The organism is Cytobacillus sp. FSL M8-0252 (assembly GCF_038007345.1).
Lineage (GTDB): Bacteria > Bacillota > Bacilli > Bacillales > Cytobacillaceae > Cytobacillus > Cytobacillus kochii.
In genome coordinates, this window is sequence record NZ_JBBOWZ010000001.1 from 884,125 (window position 1) to 906,003 (window position 21,879).

21 protein-coding genes are annotated in these 21,879 nt (G+C 37.6%); 19 read left to right on the plus strand and 2 right to left on the minus strand.

The window, feature by feature from the left end; translation table 11 throughout:
* Positions 1–3: 3 nt before the first annotated feature.
* The gene (locus MKX83_RS04620) at positions 4–1,497 is read left to right on the plus strand and encodes an FAD-dependent monooxygenase (protein ID WP_341054340.1); all 1,494 of its coding nucleotides are present in this window, start codon (positions 4–6) and stop codon (positions 1,495–1,497) included.
* Positions 1,498–1,580: 83 nt separating this feature from the next.
* Here the strand turns inward: MKX83_RS04620 and MKX83_RS04625 are convergent, their stop codons facing one another.
* Entirely contained in the window at positions 1,581–1,886 is a 306-nt protein-coding gene (locus MKX83_RS04625) for a putative quinol monooxygenase (protein WP_095370505.1), read from the minus strand.
* 647 nt (positions 1,887–2,533) lie between these two features.
* Between MKX83_RS04625 and MKX83_RS04630 the strand changes: the two genes are divergently transcribed.
* The 16 genes from MKX83_RS04630 to MKX83_RS04705 all read left to right on the plus strand — a co-directional run bounded on the left by MKX83_RS04630 (position 2,534) and on the right by MKX83_RS04705 (position 17,649).
* Complete coding sequence (locus MKX83_RS04630) at positions 2,534–4,180, plus strand: ABC transporter substrate-binding protein (RefSeq protein ID WP_341054342.1); 1,647 nt, start codon at positions 2,534–2,536, stop codon at positions 4,178–4,180.
* A gap of 15 nt (positions 4,181–4,195) precedes the next feature.
* On the plus strand, positions 4,196–5,209 hold the full coding sequence (locus MKX83_RS04635) for an ABC transporter permease (protein WP_328198441.1): 1,014 nt from the start codon (positions 4,196–4,198) through the stop codon (positions 5,207–5,209).
* Positions 5,202–6,890: a dipeptide/oligopeptide/nickel ABC transporter permease/ATP-binding protein gene (locus MKX83_RS04640; protein ID WP_341054345.1), complete on the plus strand. Its 1,689-nt coding sequence runs from the start codon at positions 5,202–5,204 to the stop codon at positions 6,888–6,890. Before MKX83_RS04635 ends, MKX83_RS04640 begins: the two co-directional genes overlap by 8 nt.
* Entirely contained in the window at positions 6,887–7,681 is a 795-nt protein-coding gene (locus tag MKX83_RS04645) for an ABC transporter ATP-binding protein (RefSeq protein WP_340977994.1), read from the plus strand. Before MKX83_RS04640 ends, MKX83_RS04645 begins: the two co-directional genes overlap by 4 nt.
* Positions 7,682–7,684: 3 nt before the next feature.
* Positions 7,685–8,320 carry a phosphate starvation-inducible protein PhoH gene (locus tag MKX83_RS04650; RefSeq protein WP_095370502.1) on the plus strand — a complete coding sequence of 212 codons (636 nt, stop codon included), beginning with the start codon at positions 7,685–7,687 and terminating at the stop codon, positions 8,318–8,320.
* Complete coding sequence (locus tag MKX83_RS04655) at positions 8,317–8,925, plus strand: hypothetical protein (protein ID WP_095370501.1); 609 nt, start codon at positions 8,317–8,319, stop codon at positions 8,923–8,925. The genes MKX83_RS04650 and MKX83_RS04655 overlap by 4 nt, the downstream gene beginning before the upstream one ends.
* Before the next feature lie 2 nt (positions 8,926–8,927).
* On the plus strand, positions 8,928–9,575 hold the full coding sequence (locus tag MKX83_RS04660; RefSeq protein WP_341054347.1) for a cell division ATP-binding protein FtsE: 648 nt from the start codon (positions 8,928–8,930) through the stop codon (positions 9,573–9,575).
* Positions 9,565–10,440, plus strand: coding sequence for a cell division protein FtsX (locus tag MKX83_RS04665; protein ID WP_341054350.1), 876 nt, complete (start codon positions 9,565–9,567; stop codon positions 10,438–10,440). The genes MKX83_RS04660 and MKX83_RS04665 overlap by 11 nt, the downstream gene beginning before the upstream one ends.
* Positions 10,433–11,383 (plus strand): hypothetical protein, encoded by a 951-nt coding sequence (locus MKX83_RS04670; RefSeq protein ID WP_095370498.1) that lies wholly within the window; start codon positions 10,433–10,435, stop codon positions 11,381–11,383. Before MKX83_RS04665 ends, MKX83_RS04670 begins: the two co-directional genes overlap by 8 nt.
* 13 nt (positions 11,384–11,396) lie before the next feature.
* The gene (locus MKX83_RS04675; RefSeq protein ID WP_341054353.1) at positions 11,397–12,275 is read left to right on the plus strand and encodes a hypothetical protein; all 879 of its coding nucleotides are present in this window, start codon (positions 11,397–11,399) and stop codon (positions 12,273–12,275) included.
* A gap of 401 nt (positions 12,276–12,676) precedes the next feature.
* Positions 12,677–12,943: a hypothetical protein gene (locus MKX83_RS04680; RefSeq protein WP_341054355.1), complete on the plus strand. Its 267-nt coding sequence runs from the start codon at positions 12,677–12,679 to the stop codon at positions 12,941–12,943.
* A 90-nt stretch (positions 12,944–13,033) separates the two neighbouring features.
* A complete protein-coding gene (locus tag MKX83_RS04685; protein WP_341054357.1) occupies positions 13,034–13,282 on the plus strand; it encodes a hypothetical protein in 249 nt (82 codons plus the stop codon).
* 108 nt (positions 13,283–13,390) lie between these two features.
* Positions 13,391–13,792, plus strand: coding sequence for a hypothetical protein (locus MKX83_RS04690; RefSeq protein ID WP_341054360.1), 402 nt, complete (start codon positions 13,391–13,393; stop codon positions 13,790–13,792).
* A 176-nt stretch (positions 13,793–13,968) separates the two neighbouring features.
* Positions 13,969–15,069 carry a GerAB/ArcD/ProY family transporter gene (locus MKX83_RS04695; RefSeq protein ID WP_341054363.1) on the plus strand — a complete coding sequence of 367 codons (1,101 nt, stop codon included), beginning with the start codon at positions 13,969–13,971 and terminating at the stop codon, positions 15,067–15,069.
* Positions 15,047–16,489 carry a spore germination protein gene (locus MKX83_RS04700; RefSeq protein WP_095370493.1) on the plus strand — a complete coding sequence of 481 codons (1,443 nt, stop codon included), beginning with the start codon at positions 15,047–15,049 and terminating at the stop codon, positions 16,487–16,489. Before MKX83_RS04695 ends, MKX83_RS04700 begins: the two co-directional genes overlap by 23 nt.
* The gene (locus tag MKX83_RS04705; RefSeq protein ID WP_341054366.1) at positions 16,486–17,649 is read left to right on the plus strand and encodes a Ger(x)C family spore germination protein; all 1,164 of its coding nucleotides are present in this window, start codon (positions 16,486–16,488) and stop codon (positions 17,647–17,649) included. Before MKX83_RS04700 ends, MKX83_RS04705 begins: the two co-directional genes overlap by 4 nt.
* A 152-nt stretch (positions 17,650–17,801) precedes the next feature.
* Here MKX83_RS04705 and MKX83_RS04710 read toward each other — a convergent pair whose 3' ends face one another.
* A complete protein-coding gene (locus MKX83_RS04710) occupies positions 17,802–18,674 on the minus strand; it encodes a glycoside hydrolase family 73 protein (protein ID WP_224934533.1) in 873 nt (290 codons plus the stop codon).
* 225 nt (positions 18,675–18,899) lie between these two features.
* Here MKX83_RS04710 and MKX83_RS04715 point away from each other — a divergent pair, with 225 nt between their 5' ends.
* Positions 18,900–20,912 carry a methyl-accepting chemotaxis protein gene (locus tag MKX83_RS04715; RefSeq protein WP_341054369.1) on the plus strand — a complete coding sequence of 671 codons (2,013 nt, stop codon included), beginning with the start codon at positions 18,900–18,902 and terminating at the stop codon, positions 20,910–20,912.
* Between the two features lie 454 nt (positions 20,913–21,366).
* Positions 21,367–21,879, plus strand: a complete 513-nt coding sequence (locus MKX83_RS04720; RefSeq protein WP_341058573.1) for a DUF4037 domain-containing protein — start codon at positions 21,367–21,369, stop codon at positions 21,877–21,879.

Below are 21,879 nucleotides of genomic sequence, written 5' to 3' on the forward strand. Positions count from 1 at the left end.
CTTGTGAATAATCAAGTGTTAATTGTAGGCGCAGGTCCGACCGGGTTAGCTTTAGCATTAGGCCTTACTAAACAAAACATTCCATGTAAAATTATCGATAAGAATAAGGGCTCTGGTGAGGAATCGAGAGCAATGGTCGTTCAGGCAAGGATTCTTGAATTTTACGAACAACTTGGTATTGCTGATAATGTTATTGATAGAGGAATTAAAATTAAACATTTACAATTCTTCAAAAATGTCAAACGTAAAGCAAAATTAAATGTGGAAAACATGGGGGAAGGGCAAAGCCCCTTTCCATATATTTTAAGCTTGCCGCAAGATGAACATGAAAAGGTACTCATTGAGTTACTTGCTGAACATGGTGTGGAAGTAGAATGGCAAACCAAACTAGAATCTTTCACGGATGGTGAAAATGAGGTATGTACTCTTCTGAATAAGGAAGGACAGAAGTCAGATGAAGTGTTTCAATATGTTTGCGGTTGTGATGGCTCGCATAGTACAGTGCGAAAGGCTTTAGGTTTTGATTTTATTGGAGGTTCCTATGAACAACTCTTTTATGTGGCAGATGTCTATTGTGAATCAAATGAAACAAACGGTTTTCAGATGCGATTATTTGACGAAGGATTTTGTATTATTTTTCCTATTCGTACAACCGGTTCATTTCGTTTAATTGGTATTGTCCCAGAACTATTGAAAGAGAAGGACGGATTACAATTTTCCGATATAGCTCCGTATTTACAAGAAAAGTTGTCTATAGTGATAACAAAAGTAAACTGGTTTTCCACTTACAAAGTCCATCATCGTATGAGTGAGCATTTTCGTAAAGGGAGGATATTTATTGCTGGTGATGCCGGTCATGTTCATAGCCCCGCAGGTGGACAGGGGATGAACACAGGTATTGGTGATGCGATCAATCTTTCCTGGAAATTGGGTGCTGTCATTGATGGAAGAATGGATTCGTCTGTTCTTGACTCGTATGAAGAGGAGAGAATGGCTTTTGCGAAAACATTAGTCTCAACCACTGACCGCTTATTCTCCATCATGGTCGGAAAAGGCAGGTGGAATCAGATGATACGAAGTATTGTGCTACCTACGCTCATTCCTAAATTGACGAAGTTTACTACTGTTAGAAATATGTTATTCAAAGTGGTTTCACAAATACGGATTCATTATCGTGATTCTATGCTTTCAACTGGCGAAATTGGAAAAGTAGCTGCTGGGGACCGCCTACCATGGGTGGCATTTACTACTGGTACTAACTATGATCTGTTACAGTCTTTTAACTGGCAAATTCATGTATATGGAGATGTAATATTTAACACAAAGTCTGTTAATATACCTATTACTTTTTTTCCATATTCAAAGATTGTGGAAAAAGCCGGTATAAAAGAGGGGACAATCCTTCTGATTCGTCCTGATGGTCATGTGGCAGTAGCTTGTGAAGAGGGAGTGGATGAAATCAACGCATACGTTAAAAAATGGCATGTGAGAATCTGATTCCTCGAGGTAAAGTTTTTATTGAAAATAGTATAGCCCCTAACGCTTCTAAAGGGGCTATAGTGAGTTTTGTTATATCATTGTTATACCCCTTTTCCAGCAACAAATTCAAAAGTGCTGACCACTTCTATATTTACAATAATTGGCTTCGCTCGCTTAATTAGGTTTTGAAAAACTTCTAGTGTAAGTGACTCTTCGTGGGCCTCTTTACTCGACCACACTTCATATACATAAACGATATTTTCTTCTTTTTTTGCCGTATTAATAAGATAAATTTGACAAGGCTGATGGCGTTCCATTTCTTCAGATGCTTGTAATAGAAGATTAACTAATACATCACCTTGGTTATCTTTCGTCATAAATTTCGTAAATTGGCTATACTGGTTCATGTATATCCCTCCTAATCGTCTCATACTTCATATAGTTCTGCCTTCATAAAACAAAACCCTTGAAAAGATTGGAAATATATTTGTATTTATCTTTGGGAATTCCTGAGGTTTATGTAGGTAAAAAAGAATCGGAGCCAATGGGGTATTCTTTCAGAAAATGAAACAGATTAAGAACTAATAAGCAAGGAAAGGAGAGGATGAGCAACGTAAAAGGAAAAATCGAAGCTAATAAGAAGTTAGACAATTAAAAAGAGGAACTTGAATCCTTGATTATGATAAAGAGTTTCAGTATCAGGTTTATCCACTAATCAAAAAACTTTCCTTTTATAATCATAGGACAATCCACTATTGCAATGCACCGCTACTTCAAGCAAATTCCCCCTAGATTCCTTCAATAAGAGTTCCTTCTCTAAATAGTTTTAACAATATTTTGAATATTAACCAAAAAATTATAATGATAAAATTTCCAGTTGAGAATATACTGAGAATATTTTTCTAAAACAAAGTCAATAAAACTCTATATTTAAAAGGTTTATTGAATATTATTCCATTTAAATGATATTGATAATCTTTCTCAACTATGATAATCTACTTATTGAAAAATGATATTAATATATTTTATATAAAAGAGAGGGGAAATAGGGAGGATGTTTAAGAAAGTATTAGGTCTTATTAGTCTTGCTGTACTAATGATTATCGCTGGATGCAGCTCTAGTGAGTCATCATCTGAAGGAAAGGCTAGTAGCGAGGATAAAAATAATGTAGAAGTAGAGGAATTGAAAATCGGGGTCCCAAGTGATGTAGGTCCCTTGAATATTTATACAGGAAACATGGATTGGTTAACAGATCTTGTGTACGATAAATTATTTTCGCCATCCCCTTATGTAGATGAGCCACAACCATGGTTAGCAGAATCAGCAGAGCAGTTAGATGATACAACTTGGCGTGTCAAAATTCGTTCTGGTATTAAGTGGCATGATGGAGAAGACTTTACGGCTGAAGATGTGAAGTTTACATATGAGTACTACCGTGATGGACCACCAAACCGTCACACGCACCATGTAAGTGAAGTGCCAAAGGTTGATACTATTGAGATTTTAGATGATGGGGAAACATTAGAATTCAAATGCGCTTATGCTTGTCCTTCAATGGCAACCATCACATTTGCCGATTTACCAATCTTACCAAAACATATTTGGGAAAATGTTGAGAATCCACGCAAACATACGGATTTAGCTATTGGAACAGGCCCTTTCAAATTAACGGCATATGAACCAGATCAATATTATCAATTTGAGGCAAATACTGATTATTTTATGGGTGCACCGACTGTGAACAAGTTGAGTATGCCAATCATTAAAGATTCAACAGCGATGTTCAATGCTTTGACATCTGGTGAGATTGATACAACGACAAGAACTGTACCAGCTGAATTACAAGAAACTTTACAAAAAACAGACTCTATGAAGTTGGCAAGTACATCGCCGCTATCAATCGTACAATTTGGATTGAATTATGAGATGGAACCATTTAACTCAGAGGAGTTCCGTCAAGCAATCTCTCTTGGCATTGATCGTGAGAGTATTGTTAGTACAGTTCTTTTAGGACAAGGAAGAGCGGGTGAAAAAGGGTATCCGCATCCAGATTCACCACGGACAAATCCTGAATTATCAACACCATTCAATGTAGAAGAAGCTAACAACATGCTAGATGAACTTGGATATGAAGATAGCAATAATGATGGCTATCGTGAAACACCAGAAGGAGAAAACTTAAAACTTGATATTAGTGTTTCTTCTGCAGAGCCATTATATATCCGTACAGCGGAAATGTTACAAACTCAAATGAAAGAAATCGGCATTCAGTTCGAAGTGAAAACAATGGATCCAACAACTTATACAGCGGCTGTATCTGAAGATGACTTTGATTCTTATGTAAGTTTAATTGGTCCTCATGGTGTAGCTGACCCGGATCAGTTCATTATGTCTCATCGATCTTCTTATCTTTGGACGAAAGATCTACCTTATCCAGAAATGGATGAGTTAGTATCGAACTGGATGAACGCGACTACAATCGAAGATCGTAAAGCAATCTCTTTTGATATGCAAACACTATATAATGAGCAACCAACTGCGATTGCCCTTTATTATCCAGAAGAAATCTATGCGTATAACGCCGATGTATATGATCAATATGTTGAGTCTTTAGGCTTTGGTATTATAAATAAATTCAGCTTTTTACCTGAAGAAGCACGTAAAGTTTCCTCCACTACACCAGTGCAAGTAGTAGAGTAAGGAAGTTAGATAGAAATGAAGCATTTGGCGAAGGTGAAAAACAAAATAGGTCAATATATATTAGTGATATTTGTTACTTTAACGATAAATTTTGCTTTGCCACGTCTCGCTCCGGGTGACCCGTTATTATATTTCTTTGGTGAAACAACAATCAATGAATTAACAGCAGAACAAAAACAAGAGGCCCTACATTCATTGGGCCTCGGTGGTTCTTTATGGGAGCAATATTGGACGTACTTAAAAGGCGTTTTCACTTTAGATTTTGGCACTTCAATAAAATATGGTGTCGCGGTAACAGAAGTGTTAGCAGAACGTATTCCATGGACATTATTGTTAGTAGGGACGGCTTTAATTCTTAGTCTTGTAATTGGTGTAAGTGCGGGAGCATATTCGGCATGGAACCGAGGGAAGAAACGTGATTTAACCATATTAACCGGCATGCTGACATTGGAATCTATTCCTGGATTTTGGATCGGGATGATGTTTCTATCGATATTCGCTGTCCAGCTTGGTTGGTTTCCTACTTTCGGAGCGGTTTCAATGGTACAGGATGGTACCACTTGGGGTTATATCAAGGATGTCATCAGCCATGCCATATTACCAGTGATTACGATTACGTTAGCTACAGTCGGCTCTAATTATTTACTCACTCGCTCCAGTATGTTGGAATCATTAGGACAAGATTATATGACCGTGGCTGAAGCGAAGGGAATTAAGAAACGAGCACTCGTATTTAAGCATGCTTTAAGAAATGCTTTGTTACCAATTTACACCCATTTCACATTAAGTGTGGGAACATTACTTGGTGGAGCGGTTGTCATTGAAACGGTCTATTCATACCCTGGGATTGGCCGCTTGTTGTATGAAAGCGTAACGGCTAGAGACTTCCCTATGCTACAAGGTGTCTTTTTACTTGTGACAATGGGTGTCATATTGGCCAATTTAATTGCCGATTTAACGTATCCATTATTTGATCCGCGTGTGCGGAATAGGAAGGAAGAGAAGGGAGAGGAGATCACTCATGCGTAAAACAACAAAGTGGATTGGCTTAACGGGTTTAGTTTTATTCTCAGCCATGTTGGTATTTGCCCTTTTTGGACCTATGCTTATTCCTTACGATGCCTATAAAGCATCTGGACCTCCCTTTCAATCTCCTAATCTTGAACATCTATTAGGTACAAATGATATGGGGCAAGATATATTGGCGGAGTTGGCTGTTGGCGCTAGGACTTCGCTCTTTATTGGTATTGCCTCTGCTATTCTAGCAGTTTTTATCGGTGGTTTAATAGGTGTGTTAGCTGGATATATAGGCGGTAGATTTGAAACAGTAGTATTACGAGTAATAGATATCGTTCTTACCTTACCTTTCCTGCCATTAATGATTGTTGTAGCAGTTTATATGGGAGCTGGGATTTTTACTTTAGTGTTTGTTATTACATTAGTTATGTGGGCAGGTAAAGCGAGACAAATTCGCGCACAAACCCTTTCTATCAAACATACTGGCCCTGTTTTAGCAGCAAAAACAATGGGCGCAAGCCACTTTTATATATTTTATAAACATATTTTACCTGGCGTGGTACCAATTTTTATTCCTCAGTTCGTAACAGGAGTGAATGCAGCTATTTTAATGGAATCGTCTTTAAGCTTTTTAGGAATGGGTGATCCGTTAACAAAGAGTTGGGGAAGTATTTTATTTTATGCGAATAGCCGAAGTGCTTTTTTAACAGAAGCTTGGGTGTGGTGGATTATTCCTCCAGGCGTATGTATCGTGATTGTTGTTTTAGCCTTTTCATTGATGGGCTACTACTTAGAAGAAAGATTCAATCCACGTTTAGGCGATTATTCTGTAAGAGAAAAAAGGAAGAAACAACCTGTCAAAACAAAAGAACATCAATCTTCAAAAGGTATTCTGCTGTCTGTTGAGAGTCTTACAGTTGCATATCCAAAATCAGGTGATTATCGCTCTGTTGTTGATGATGTTAGTTTCGTAGTTAAAAATGGTGAAGTGCTAGGTATTGTTGGTGAGTCAGGAAGTGGCAAGTCAACCATTGCTACAGCGATTATTCAACAATTAAAGAGACCGGCGAAAGAGTCAGGTGAGATTTACTTTGAAGGTAACCTCATACAGCATTTTGATGATGAAGGGCTTAGACAAATACGAGGGAAGGAGATTGGCTATATTGCACAAGCGGCCATGAATGCACTAAATCCGGTTATTCGTATTGATAAGCAGTTGCAAGAAGCCGTCAGAGCCCATTATCAATTAAGTAACAAAGAAATGGATGTGCGTGTTATTGAAGTGTTACAACAGGTTGGTTTGGATGAGAAATGGCGCTTCGCCTATCCGCATGAATTATCAGGTGGAATGAAGCAGAGAGTAATCATCGCGATGGCTTTAATTAATAAGCCCAAACTCGTTATTGCAGATGAACCAACAACAGGACTTGATGTCATTGTCCAGGTAGAGATTGTGCAATTATTACGCAAACTACAAAAAGAGTTAGGTATTTCAATGATTTATATCTCCCATGACCTTCCTTCCGTTTTGAGCGTGACGGATCGACTTATGATTATGAAGGAAGGGCAAAAGGTAGAAGAAGGACCATCTGTTGAGTTGTCTAAGGTATCTACGAACCCTTATACGAGAGTGTTAATCGATAGTATACCAACGCTATATCCGAAGAAAGAAACAGTGGAGGTGAGCCGATGAGTGCGGATTTATTACGCATTAATTCTTTAAAGAAATCATTCTATCGTTCATCTTCCTTGCAAACAAAGGTATTATCCAATGTCTCTTTTTCCATGAAGGAAGGGGAAATTGTCGGTTTAATTGGTGCAAGTGGGGCAGGCAAGAGCACGATTGGTCGTATAATAAGTGGCTTAGAAACAGCAGATAGTGGAAAAATCCTTTTTGCTGGTGATGACCTAACTAAAATGAAGACGAAAGTACGTCGTCAATTAGCGAAAGATATTCAAATGGTCTTTCAAGATCCATATGAGGCATTGTCGAGTCGAATGAAGATTCATGAGATTGTTGGAGAGTCCCTACATATTTTACAAATTGAAAAGGGCAATCTTGAGCAAAGAACGCAATTAGTTAAAGAGGCCCTTCGTAGTGTGAATCTCGACCCGGACTATTATATGAATCGTTATCCACATGAATTATCCGGTGGAGAAAGACAAAGAGTGGGGTTAGCAAGAGCATTTGTGTGTAAACCGAAACTGATATTAGCTGACGAGCCGACCTCTATGCTAGATACATCTTTACGCCTGGATTTAATTAGGTTAATGAAAAGGATGAATCAACAAGAAGGTACATCCTATTTATTTATTACACATGATATTGCGTTAACACGTGACTTTTGCGATCGATTGATTGTTCTAAAAAATGGAGAAATCGTTGAAACTGGAGAAACGTTAGATGTCATTATGAATCCAGTACATCCTTATACGAAAACTTTAATAGAAGCCTTATTAATACTAGAAAATCATGGAGGTTAAAAAATGACTATTCAATTTATCTCATTAAACGCTGGTGGTGTTTTTGCCCAAACTCGTTTAGAAAATCAAGATTCAACTGGCTTTACACATGTAGATATTTACCAGTTACCATATACAGACTTCACTCCTTATGCATGTTTAGTTATTGGGGGTATGTGTGATCAGGACTTTTTATTAGAGCATAAGGACATAATTTCATCATTTTTAGATGAGGGGAAAATTGTCATATTCTCAGGCAATCTAGTCACTGATTGGTTACCAGGCGGTCGCCCGTTTGTGCCGAAGGAGATTAAGAGTTTTCAAGATTATGCAGTCAAAATTGAATCAGCTCACCCAATTTTTGAAGGAGTACTAGAGGATGATATGACTTTTAATAAAGGAGTTGCTGGATTTTTTGCTCGCGGTCATCATCCGTTACCAGAAGGGGCAGAGGTGCTTCTTACATTGGATGGAAAAGAACCGATTACATATATCGATCGACAAAGTACAAACGGGACGATTCTTGTTCATGTAGGCTTTGATTTATTCGGCTATATGGGAAGTAATGATCTAGAGAAAACTACGTCACGCATTTCTCCGCAATTAAGAAAATGGGTAGAAGAGGAATATAGTAAAACAATTCAGGGGGTACAATCATGAGAAAGATTGCTGTTGTTTACGGAGGAAGTTCGCAGCACCACCGCACATACAAAACGTCTGAGTTCGCTAAACATTTCCATCAATTAATCCCTATTAGAGAATTAGCAGAGGCATCGTTTGAAGAAATCGATGTTTTGCTCATTCCATCACAAACGCATTTAGGACTCTTAAAGGAAAATGTCGAGAAAATTCATGCCTATGCAGATAATGGTGGGATTGTTGTGACGTTTGGTCCGCAAGGCTTTGATTGGTTACCTAAACATGATTGGGAATTCCGAATTACGAATTTTTGGTGGTGGTTAGAGAAAGATGCGAAAAGCGGTCTTGTATTAGCAGGAGAAAACCATGATCTATTCAAAAATTATTTAACATTATCTGATGCAACATGGCATCAACACGGTGTGTACTGGCCACCCGAAGGCAGTGAAGTATTAGTAGCGACAGAAGATGGTGGAGCGGTATTTTATATTGATAAAGTAAGTTCGAAAGGAACATGGATTAATACGACGCTCGATCCTGATTATCATTACGGTTCTTATTTTATGCCGGCAACAGAACGTTTTTTAAGGGGATTTCTTCCTTGGCTTGAGGAAGGTAAGATTTAATCGTGATTGTATTAAATCGTGTATCAAAGAGTTATGGAGACAGAAAGGTTTTACAGGATGTCCAATTTCAGCTTCAATCGAATGAGTTCGCATTTTTAAAAGGGAAATCTGGATCTGGAAAAAGTACGTTAATTAAATTACTTTACAGAGAAATAGAGAGAGATAGTGGAGACATTCTGATTGATGGGCAAGAGATTGGACAAATGAAGAAATATGAATTAAGGAGAAAAATGGGTGTGGTTTTCCAATCCTTTGAATTATTAGAGCGAAAGACAGTGTTAGAAAATGTCATGCTCGCAGGAAAGATTTTAGGAAAACCACAAAAGGAGATAGACAACGAAGCGGTTCGTCTTCTAACAAGAGTAGGACTGGCAGACCATCTCCACCATTTTCCGAAGCAATTATCAGGAGGGCAGCAACAACGCACAGCTGTTGCTCGTGCCTTATTGAATAAACCAAAGCTCATTCTAGCTGATGAACCAACTGGTAATCTTGACAGAGAAACTTCTCTCGAAATATTAACCTTGTTAAAAGAGCTACATGAAGAAGAAGGTGTATCGATGTTGGTCATCACTCACTCTGAACAACTGATTCAACAAATGAATGAGATGTCATGGGTGATTGAGGGAGGTAAGGTTTATGAGCTTTGAATCATTCCGCTATATATGGGACGATGTCCAATCTGGACTGAAGCGCAATAAAGGTGCATCGCTTGCATCTATTATTCTTATCTTTGTAGCTGTCACTTTAATCGGTGGTCTGCTTTTAATGAGGCTTGCTCTTGAAGATACTATCACTTATGTGGAGTCGCAAATCTCAATGAAGGTGTACGTGGAGAAAGGGTATGATACCGAACAACTATCTTCTGTGCTTGTAGAGAATGATTTTATTCAATCTGTCGAAGTAGAAACAGGCGATGAAGTGTTAGCTGGTCTCTCACATTTTTTTATGAATAGAGAGCATTTGTTGGATTCCTTTACCAATGGGGCGATGAATGATGCTATTAAAGTCCATGTGACAGATGCAAGTCTAATAGAGGAAGTGGCTCGGTCTTTAGATGGTATGCAGGGCATTGCAGAGGTCATCTATCCACAAGAGATGGCTCAGACACTGTACGAGTGGATTAAGAAAGTTGAAACATATGTTAGTATCATTGCTATCATACTTTTAATCATTGCTTGTATGGTTGCCTACATTGCCTTTCATCTAGCATTATATCAAAGAGAAAAAGAAATTCGTGTAAAGCTATTAGTAGGAGCGAATCCTGCTCATGTTAGATTACAATTCTTAATTGAAGGGTTTTTATTAGGGTTAGTGGGTGGTATCTTGAGCCTTTTCTCTACCTTTGCTCTATTTAAACTTGTCCTACATCCAATTGAACAAGCAGTGCCTTTTTTAATACAGTTAGATAGCTCTAATCGGATCATCGTCTTTAGTTTGCAATGTATTGTAAGTATAGTGATTGGCATTGGGGCAAGTTTTCTTGCAACAAGAAAGTTGATTCGTGATGTTTAAAAAAGTCATACTCACTATTATGCTTGTTATGGGACTCGCACTTCCTGTTTATGCTCACCTGACAGGCGCTTTTGCTGACTTTCTTGCCATTGTCTATGATGAATCAACGATTGATAAGCTAAAGGATGAGATGAAGGCAACAGAGAAGGAAATTGCAGCACTAGAGCCACAGGTAGAATCACTAGAAACAGCATTTAAGCAAGATCAAGGACTAGCCGTTGATCAGCTGCAATTTTATAGTGATGTTGGTCTAGATACATGGCTAGCTATGACTGAAAATGGTGAAGATATAGTTGATATCCAAGGGAATTATTGGCTGATAGAGCAGCAGATTGATGCGTATTTAGAGGAATTAAATACACTCTATCTGTCGTTTAAGCAACTAGAGGCAGCAAAGAATGCGTTAGAAGGACATCAAGAGTTGTTAGGGATGATTGAGAAAAATATCCAAGCTAGAGCGACCTATTTAGCGGAAAATGAAGGGTTAGGATTAGAACAGATCGCTAACTATTTAGATATTGATTGGACGGCTGAAATAGAGGATCATATTATTGCCGGTATTGAGCGCGATAATAAGCGAATTAATGAGGAGTTGACTCATTGGGTAGTGGCTCAACCTGATGGTACGTATCGATTGTCAGGAGAATGGTTAAATACTGAAAGTGATTTATCCTATTATTTTCGGGCGGATCATGTGTATATGGTTTACGAGCGTCCAGAGGGACATGTTATTTTAATCGGGCAAGTCTTACAGAATAAGGATGGACAATCCGCAAGCTTGATATTAGAAGAAGGCTTTTATAATGGATTTTTCTTACCGAAAGAGTTATTAGAAGAATTGATTCCATTTACCTTATCCTATGAAACTTTAAAAAACTTAGATGGCGTGGAACAACCATATCTTACACAAAAAGATGGTTATCTACAATTACAAACCAAATAAGGAGAGAAAAGAGATGTGGAAGAAAATCGTCAGTATATGTGCGGTGTTATTTATACTGATAACGTCACAAGCTCATGCACATGTGATGAATGCTGATAATGCTTATAATGATTTAAATTATACAGAGGCAAAAGGTGAGATATTGTTTATTACCGCTTTAGGGATGACGAATAGTCAAGATGAAACTGCCATTTTCAGACCAAATGACAGTTTGACGATGGAAGAATTGGCTGAGTTTGTCGCAGCATATTACCACCTTGAAGGAGAAAATACGGCCCAACAAGTAGTGGAAAAAGGATGGATCTCTTCACTCAAGGGGAACGCGACATTTGCTGATGTAAATGAAGCTTTCTTTGCAGGTGAACTGGCAATTGAAAATGGTTCTGAGGGCTTAACAAGAGAAGCATTTGCTATGTTTATTAGTGAACACGGAAGTTCGCTAATAGAGGAGGCTGGCTTTACTGAAGGGCCAGTTGGTCAAGTTGAAGCTGTCGAACAAAAAGAGATAAGTGTTGATGGGAAAGATACTCACCAATATCAAATTCAAATAGGTGATGAAACAATCATACTTGCTGCTCACCCATATGTAGATGCACCATCTGTTGATCCTACTGTTTGGGAAGGAATGTATGTGACAACTTCATTACTAATAGAAGACCCTCATGATAACGGTGAAGAGGTGGCACAGTTCTTATCTATATCTGAAGAGCAGCTTGTACAAGAACAAGTAGTTGAGGAAGAAACATCTTCTATTGATGAAGAGAGTAAGAAAGAAAAAGCTGAAGTAGTGGAAGAAGAGAAAGGTAATCATTATGCCAATTGGTTGTTTATCGGCTTAGTTGCTGTTGTCGTTCTTATCGTTGTCGGTTTGTATATGAAAAAAAGGAAATAGTTAGAGAGGGATTATAACCGTAACAAGAAACTGATTAAACGTTTCTGTTACGGTTTTTTATTTGTGTAGAGGTGGTGATAAATTAGTGATATTTGAAGAATTTAAAAGATATTAAGTCGTTCTTATCATTTGTTCACACAAGTTAAAGAGTTGGGTATTTAAGATATACGCATTATTCAAAGTGAAGAAAGAGATTGAAAGCCGAGTAGAAGAAAGTTGTTGCATGTCACTCAGAAGAAAAAATTCAAACGAGAGCGAAGCAAAAGAGGAGAGCGAGTCACTCAGATGAGGAAACCAAAACGAGAGCGAAGGAAAAGGCGATAGCGAGTCACTCAAATGAGCAAACCGAAACGAGAGCGCAGCAAAAGGGGAGAGCGAGTCACTCAAATGAGCAAACCGAAATGAGAGGGAAGCAAAAGGAGATAGCGAGTCACTCAGAAGAGCAAACCAAAATGAGAGGGAAGCAAAAGGAGAGAGCGAGTCACTCAAATGAGCAAACCAAAACGAGAGCGAAGCAAAAGGGGAGAGCGAGTCACTCAGAAGAGCAAACCGAAACGAGAGCGAAGCAAAAGGGGAGAGCGAGTCACTCAGAAGAGCAACCCGAAATGAGAGCGAAGCAAAAGGGGAGAGCGAGTCACTCAGATGAGCAAACCGAAACGAGAGCGTAGCAAAAGGCAATAGCGAGTCACTCAGATGAGCAAACCGAAATGAGAGCGCAGCAAAAGGAGATAGCGAGTCACTCAGAAGAGTAAACCAAAATGAGAGCAAAGCAAAAGGCGATAGCGAGTCACTCAGATGAGCAAACCAAAATGAGAGCAAAGCAAAAGGAGATAGCGAGTCACTCAGATGAGCAAACCAAAATGAGAGCAAAGCAAAAGGAGATAGCGAGTCACTCAGATGAGCAAACCGAAATGAGAGCGCAGCAAAAGGAGATAGCGAGTCACTCAAATGAGCAAACCGAAATGAGAGCGCAGCAAAAGGAGATAGCGAGTCACTCAGATGAGTAAACCAAAATGAGAGCGCAGCAAAAGGAGAGAGCAAGTCACTCAGATGAGCAAACCGAAATGAGAGCGAAGCAAAAGGGGAGAGCGAGTCACTCAGATGAGTAAACCAAAATGAGAGCAAAGCAAAAGGAGAGAGCGAGTCACTCAGATGAGCAAACCAAAATGAGAGGGAAGCAAAAGGAGAGAGCGAGTCACTCAGAAGAGCAAACCGAAATGAGAGCGCAGCAAAAGGAGATAGCGAGTCACTCAAATGAGCAAACCCAAACGAGAGCGCAGCAAAAGGGGAGAGCGAGTCACTCAGAAGAGCAAACCGAAACGAGAGCGAAGCAAAAGGAGAGAGCAAGTCACTCAGAAGAGCAAACCAAAATGAGAGCGAAGCAAAAGGAGATAGCAAGTCATACACAAATCCGAAAACAGAAAAGAAAGCGTTGCAAATGTAGTTTGCGCGTGACCCTGGTTCAAAAAATCATTCCCTTCAGCCACACAAGTAATTTCACTTATTGTTGCAATTAGTCTTCTGTTTAGGCCTCTCCTCTGCAATTTAACTCCAATTTTTTTGTGATTGAACAATTAAAGCCACCAAAAAAACATGTATCTTCCAACTGAATATTAATTTAAGTTTATAGGAATAAGCTAGCCAATTAAACAAATAATACCAATATCTTATGGAAGATAGAGAGGGTGGATCAATGAAGTTTTCTCGCCTTCAACTTGCTTTTGTCATTATTTTATTTATAGGCATATCTAATCATGTGCTCATTTTACCCCATTTGTTGGGTTTGGCTAAACGAGATGCTTGGTTAAGCGTTTTAATCGCCTACGGTATTATGTTTGTTTGGATATTTTTATATAAGATCATCTTATCTAAAAATCAAGCTGGCGAACATACCTTCCTTTGGATGAAAAAAAGAGTTGGGACATTTCTTTCCTATAGTATTATGAGTTTGTTTCTCTTGTATTTTAGTGTTGCTGGTATTGTTTCATTTTTTGATTTGATCCAATCAGTGCATATTTTTTTCCTACCATTTACACCTATATGGATTGTCGCCCTACCCTTTATTTTGTTATGTGTGTGGGCAGCCAGTTCAGGCATAAAAACGATCATCTATACTTCGACCATTCTCTTGCCTATTGTATGGGGATTAGGTATGTTTGTCGCGATTGCCACATTAGAGGAAAAAGATTATTCCTATCTTTTGCCGTTATTTGCTGATAAAGACGCTTCTGTTATTGAAGGTGTAATCATCGTGCTAGGTGGGAGTGTGGATTTACTTATCTTCTTTATCATTCATCACTATTTTGAAAAGAAGATACCATACTGGTATTTAATGTTGTTATTAACTGTTTTAACGATGCTTATTATGGGACCAACCATTGGTTCATTAACATCATTTGGTCCAAGTATGGCTGCTAATATGCGGTTTCCTGCATTTGAACAATGGAGACTTGTATCAATTGGGGATTTAATATCTCATGTGGATGCTTTAGCTGTGTTTCAATTATTAAGTGGTGTAACCATCAGAGTCTCACTTTGTTTATTTCTTATTCCGGAAATAATCCATATTCAAAAAATGTGGTGGAAGGTTATTCTCATAACTTTAACAGCTCTTATCTTATATGGCATCGTTTCCTTACAGACGAGCGATATTCTTGTTTTTCATATCATTAAATATTATTTTTACAAGGTTGCCCTATGTTTTGGGGTGGTTATGACCATTATTCTATTGTTCGTCAGCTATCTTCCAAGCCGAAAGGGTGAAAAAGAGTATGACCGTGGAAAGTCAATATAAACAATTAGATAAACTTTTAGATACTGGAAAGCTAAACAGTCGGCATTTAGAAGAATTATTTAATCAGACATCAGATATCCATTTGGTTACACAACAAAATGTCCTCACCTTATACGCTGATGGAATGATTAGTAGAGAACAATATAACCGTTATGTACATGCGATTGTGACTTATTTCAATGAAGGATACCGCTCGAAAGAAATGGCATCACAATGGCCAACATTTTTAAAAATTCATCAAACAAAGGATATGGTGAGTCATTTACTAGGTGGTTATGTTATTTTCTATGTAAACGGAGGCAGGAATTATTTTGCCATCGATATCGCTCAAATTCCACATCGCTCACCTGAAGATTCACAAACGGAGGTTGCCTTAAAAGGTGCAAGGGACGGATTTACGGAAGAATTGCATACAAATATGGCTCTGATTAGAAAAAGAATTAAAACAGAAAAGTTAAAGAGTGAAGTCTTTCAAATTGGAAGTGAAACAGAAACAAAAACAGTGCTTGTCTATTTAGAGGGCAAGGCTAAGCAAAATGTGATTGATGAAGCGAGAAAAAGATTAGAAAAAGTTGATGTAGAAAGCCTTATTAGTGCGGGGCAACTTGAACAATGGATATCAGATAAGACATTTTCGCTCTTTCCTCTTTTAGATTATATAACGAGGCCGGATTTTGCAGCGCAATGTTTACTTAGAGGTCGATTTGTTATCATTGTTGAAGGGTCACCTACGGTATTAATAGGGCCGATGAACCTATTAGGAATAATCAAATCTCCTGAAGATGTTCACTTTCCTTATTATATTGTTGCCTTTCAAAGATTGCTTCGAGTAGTTTGTTTATTTATTGCTATATTCGTGCCGTCTTTCTTCCTTGCTATCTCGAATATTAATATTGACCAACTACCTTATCCTTTAATTGCAACCATCGTCATTTCGCGCCATGGATTACCCTTTTCCTTACCATTAGAATCGTTTCTCATTCTCCTTCTTTTTGAATTACTAAAAGAAGCGGGAGTTCGGATGCCGACTGCCTTAGGGCAAACGATTTCTATTGTAGGGGGTATAATTATTGGAGATGCGGCAATTAGAGCAGGGCTTGCTTCTCCAACATTGCTTGTTGTTTTCGCTGTGGCGGCAGTCGCCACTTTTACATTAGTAAATCAATCGCTTACTGGTACTGTAACGATCCTCCGATTATATACGATGCTTTTCTCTACTTTTTTAGGCGTTTATGGATTTGCCTTAAGCTTCATCAGTATTGTTGTTTACTTAACAAGACTTGAATCGTTTAAAGTGTCTTATTTAGAGCCGATAACATCTCTGAATTTTGGTGAGTTTTTGTCCGCTTTCATGGTCAATCCTTTTCGCAGAAGAAAGAATGAAAACTGGATTGCAAGTATAAGGAGAAAGAGCAAATGAAAAAGCTCTTCCTTTCGTTATTATGTCTCCTTCTCCTAGTGACATGTGCATCCTGTAAGTCTGACATGAAAGAAATACAGAATTTGAATTTTGCAACTGCCTTAGGTGTAGACTTTAAAGATGGGAAATACCAATTATATATACAACTTGTTGGACTTGATTCTGTCGCAAAAACCGAGGGTGAAACAAGCTATGCTCAAACATATATTTCTATATCTTCTGGAGAAACATTATTAGATGCGTATTTTGAATTATATAAATCTGAACAGGAAGTTATTATATTTTCGCATATTTCAACAATAGTTGTCAGTGAAGCGATTTTAAATCATGGTCTTGACCATGTGTTGGACGAGTTGACGAGATATTATGAATATAGGCAAACGCCTTGGATATTTGCTACCAAAGATCCAATCGATAAGGTGTTGTCCACACTAGGTTTATTTAAACAGTCTTCTCTAGAAACCTTATTACATCATCCGGATCGTTCAAGTAAACAAAGTACAATGGTAAGACCGATCAAGCTTTATCAATTCTTTAGAGAAATATTTGAACCTGGGAAAACGACTTATTTACCTGGTATCACAATCACAGAGAGCCAATGGAGGAGTAACGAAAAGAAAGAGCCTAAATTGACTTATAGTGGCGCCTTTTTTATTAAAGATATTAAATATATAGGTTTTTTTAATTTAGATACAATTAAAGGCATAAGGTGGGTATCCAAGGGTACAGAAAGGTCTTCATTGAAAGTGCCTGATGGGGGAAATCAGGAAACGATTATTGTTATTGATAATATCAAGACGAAGAAGAAACTTGTAGATAGTAAAGAGGGCAAATATCAATTTGAAGTACAACTAGAAGTAAAAGCGAGTCTTGGGAATAAGGTAAATGACCAGACATATAACCAGTTACTTAGAGAAACAAAAAAAAACTTGTCAAAGGAAATTAAAGATCTATTCCAATTAGGGGTAGAGGAAGGTATAGACTTTCTTGACCTGGGTCATATTCTCTATCGTAATGACTTTAAAAGCTGGGAAAAGGACAAGGAAAATTACTTAGCTAAAAGTGAGGTAGAAGTAAGAGCAGATGTAACGATTCAACATGCAAGTGCATTTAAAAACAAACGGTTTGAAGAACTGAAAGAAAGAGGGAAGACAGACTAAGAACCTGGTTGAAACTTAAGTAGATTGGCTCCCTTATAAGTAGACAGAGATTATAAAGATGCTACTTATAAGGGAGTTTTATCAATATCTATTCGTACATGTTTAGTGTACGAATTTGTAGTTGTCGCCCATCCTTTTTTTCAATGGACATTTTATTGATATACTTTACTGTCAATCAATTGCAATTGGTGTTGCTGAATAATCTGCGCCAATTGGTCGCTATAGATTTTTTCGCCTTGTTCATTTTCAATTGTACTGTATCCAGCGTCTTGTAATGCTACTGCTTGCTCCATATAAGTTGTGCCATTGAATAGCCCATTTTTTTTGTAGCGATCGTGAGTGGCTAAGAACTCTCCGTGATCTTTTACGGAATCCTCCATTTGATCATATACCCTAAAAGCATCCTCAATTGTTTCATCATAGTACTCTTTCGTTTCTAGGTTTACTGATTCTCCGTCCCAATTATGGCTCTTGATGCCAAAGTAGTTATTATATTCGGATGAGAGGGTCGATCTACCCCAATCGGATTCAAGTATGGCTTGAGCAATCGTAATTGATGGCAGGATACGATAGGTTTCATAGTTTTCTATTGCAATTGCTTCAATATCATTGATAAAGTTTCGTTGCATTTTTTTTAGGTTATTATTGTCTGCTGCTTCAATTTGATCTGTTAATTGATTATAGTAATTTTTCACTTCTTCTTTTTCTTCTTGGCTGTACTCATTTTCGGTTAATACTCTATCAATCTCTTTTATTTTAAAATCATCATTTTCTTCGGTAATAAATTGATTTGTCAGTTGTTTTATTTCCTCATTACTTATTTCTTCAATGCCATACTTCACTTCTGCCATAGCTGAAACATAGCGCCAATCAACTTGAGCCTTCCCACGACTCGTTTCGTCAACAACTGCTTGAACTTGTCCTGTTTGGTCAATGGAGATACTTTTTTCTTTATTCATAGCGATAAAGTAGATGCCCACTATAAACAAAACGAGTGTAAATAAAATCCACTTGCTCTTTTTCATTCGAATGTCCCCTTATTCCATATTACTTTCTACTAATATAACTTGAATCATGTTCATTCTTCCAGTGACACCTCTTTATAAGAGTAATAAACTAAATTTTCTGCCATTATAGATAAACATGAAAGGATATCCTAGTCTGCCGATAAAAATAACAGGACAAAAGATGTGGTTATTTATTTTTGATAGGTCATTAATCACGCATTTTAGATAAAAAGGGGAATATTTATGGGCAAGTTATACGATCGAAAGGGGAAGGAAAACTCATTCCTAAACCGCTTAACATCCACTATTCAATTTCAAATATTGCTGCCGTTCTTAGCGCTAATTATCATTGCAGTCATGACGGTTAGTTATGTTAGTTACCATTTTAGTATTAAAAATACGACAGCGATCCTCAACCAAAAAGTAGAAGAACAATTAACGAGTTTAAATGATACTTTTGAGATGTTCTTTACTCAGAAACATCAAATCATGACTCGAATGACGATGAATGAGGACATCATTCCCTCAGAAGGTGACAATGACGAGGTATTAGCCTATTTCCGCGAAACACAAGAAACAACAGACTCTGTTATCAACCTTTATTCAGCTAGTGAGAGTACGGGTGAAGTGGTGATTTATCCTGAAGCTGATTTAGGGAATGATTTCCTTGCAAAGCAAAGAGATTGGTATAAGGAGGCAGTTAATGCAAAAGGTGATCCCGTATGGACAGCACCATACAAAGATGGTAGTACAGGGGAAACGATTATAACGATTTCTGAAGCCGTTTACCAAAATGATCAATTAGTAGGTGTTGTTGGGGCTGATGTACTTGTTGACACATTAATTGAGATGGTCAATAAAATGGACGTAGGTGACACAGGATATGGCATGATTGTCGATTCTTTTGGTAAATATGTTGCTCATCCTGATTCAGCACTTATTGGACAAGCCGCTTCATTAGATTTGTCCACAGACTCTAATGAACAATCACTTGGAAGTATTGAGTTAGAGGAGGAAATAGTTCATTATATTGAGAATCCTACAACCGGATGGACTATAGGCGGTATAGTCAAAACGAGGGATTTAGAAAAACAAGGGGAAGCAATCGTGTTACCTAATTTAATTACTATTGGTGTGGTTTTATTGTTAGCAATTGTTACTTCGTACTTCATTACCCGAGCTTTAACAAAGCCGATGCATGATGTAGTAGGCAGAATGAAAAGTATGGCAGATGGAGATTTTACTCATGAACCACTTCCTATTAAACATAAAAATGAGATTGGTCACCTTGTAATAGCAACGAATGAGATGAATCAACAAATAAAAACGCTTCTCGTTGATGTTCAAGATGTATCTCACACAGTAACAGCCAAAAGTGAGGAATTGAAATTAATTTCTGAAGAAGTAAAAGCAGGTACTTCACAGATTGCTACAACAATGGAGGAGCTTGCGTATGGTTCAGAAGCACAAGCGAAAAGTGCGAGTGACATTTCTTCCTTTATGAATGATTTTGTTGTAAAGATTGATGAGACCAATGCGAATGGTGAATGGATTCAAGAAAAGACAAAAGATGTTTTTGTTATGACGGAAAAAGGCACGTTAAATATGCAACAATCAACGAAACAAATGGAGACAATTCATGACATTGTCAGCCAAACAACAGCAAAAATGAAAACATTGGATCAGCAAACACAAGATATCACAAAGTTGGTTGCTGTGATAAAAGAAGTAGCTGAGCAAACGAATTTACTTGCATTAAATGCTGCTATTGAAGCAGCGAGAGCGGGAGAACATGGTCGTGGGTTTGCCGTTGTTGCAGAAGAAGTTCGTAAACTAGCAGAACAGGTGGCAGCATCTGTCCAAGATATCACATCTATTGTCATGACCATCCAATCTGATTCAAAAGAAGTCGTTGTTTCCTTGCAGACGGGATATACAGAGGTTGAAAAAGGAAAAGAGCAAATGGATGAAACCAATCAAACATTTGATGATATCCGCCTATCACTGCAAGAAATGGGAGAAAGTATTGCTCAAATTGCAGAAAATCTTAACGATATTACAGCAAATAGTCAAGAAATGAACGGTACAATTGAAGAGATCGCCTCTGTGACAGAAGAATCAGCAGCGGGCATTGAAGAAACATCTGCATCGGCAGAAGAAGTAAGCGGTTCGATGGAAAATGTGACTGAAAGTGCACAACACTTAAATAACTTAGCGACAAAGGTTCAATCATTAATTGGTCGCTTTAAACTTTAACATAGAAGAAGAAATCCTGTGAAAGCAGGATTTTTTTCTTTTTTTAACGAATGTTAGGGGTTGGTATATAGTGAAGTATTTTAAGGTTTGTTAATAAAAATTTGTAAAAGGATGATATGAATGATTTTGATCGAGGAGGCTAAAAAAGTACTGAATATTATCGAAGTAACACTAATGTTGATATAGTATAAATTTCTGAATCTGTTTCCCGTGTAGGGAAGACGAGTATTCCGATATTGAAATCAACGTCTTATGGAATAAAGATCATACGGATGATGAACGACTTTACCCAATAAAGGAAAGAGGGGGTAAAGTTCTCGACTTTTTCCCATTTGAAGATGAAGAATGGTCCGAATCGTATATAGTCTCTAAAGTAAAATATGAAATAAGTAATTTTCGCACGATAACTTTTCAGCGGATCATCGATGACCTTCTAATCAAGCAAGAAGCAGATATTGAAAAACAAGTATTACTTGCAAGCCTACAAAGTGGTATTCCACTCATTGGTAAAGACATATTTAAAGCTTCAAGAAGACAAATTGATAGATATCCAACAGCACTCACAATAAATTTGATTAAAGAGTATAAAGAAGTAACAAATAGCTGGCATAGTAGATATGGATTACTAGCGCGAAATGATTGGTATATGTTACAACAAGTTCTTTTTTCAGTTGAAAAGAATATTTTAATATTATTATTTGTATTGAATAAAGAGTTCATTCAACACCCTGGTTTTAAATGGTTAAGGAAATCGGTCAACGCATTGAAAGTTAAACCATCAAATTTTCTCGAGAGGTTAGAGAAAATTCATATAGGGCAATTAACTTTGAAAGATTTACAAGAACTTGAAAAAATATTAGTAGAAACATATAGATTAGTAGAAAGAGCGTATCCCGAGATAGATTTAAATGAAGCGAAACAAAAAAGTATGTTAACTTGCCCTACAAACAATAAACAGTCATTATAA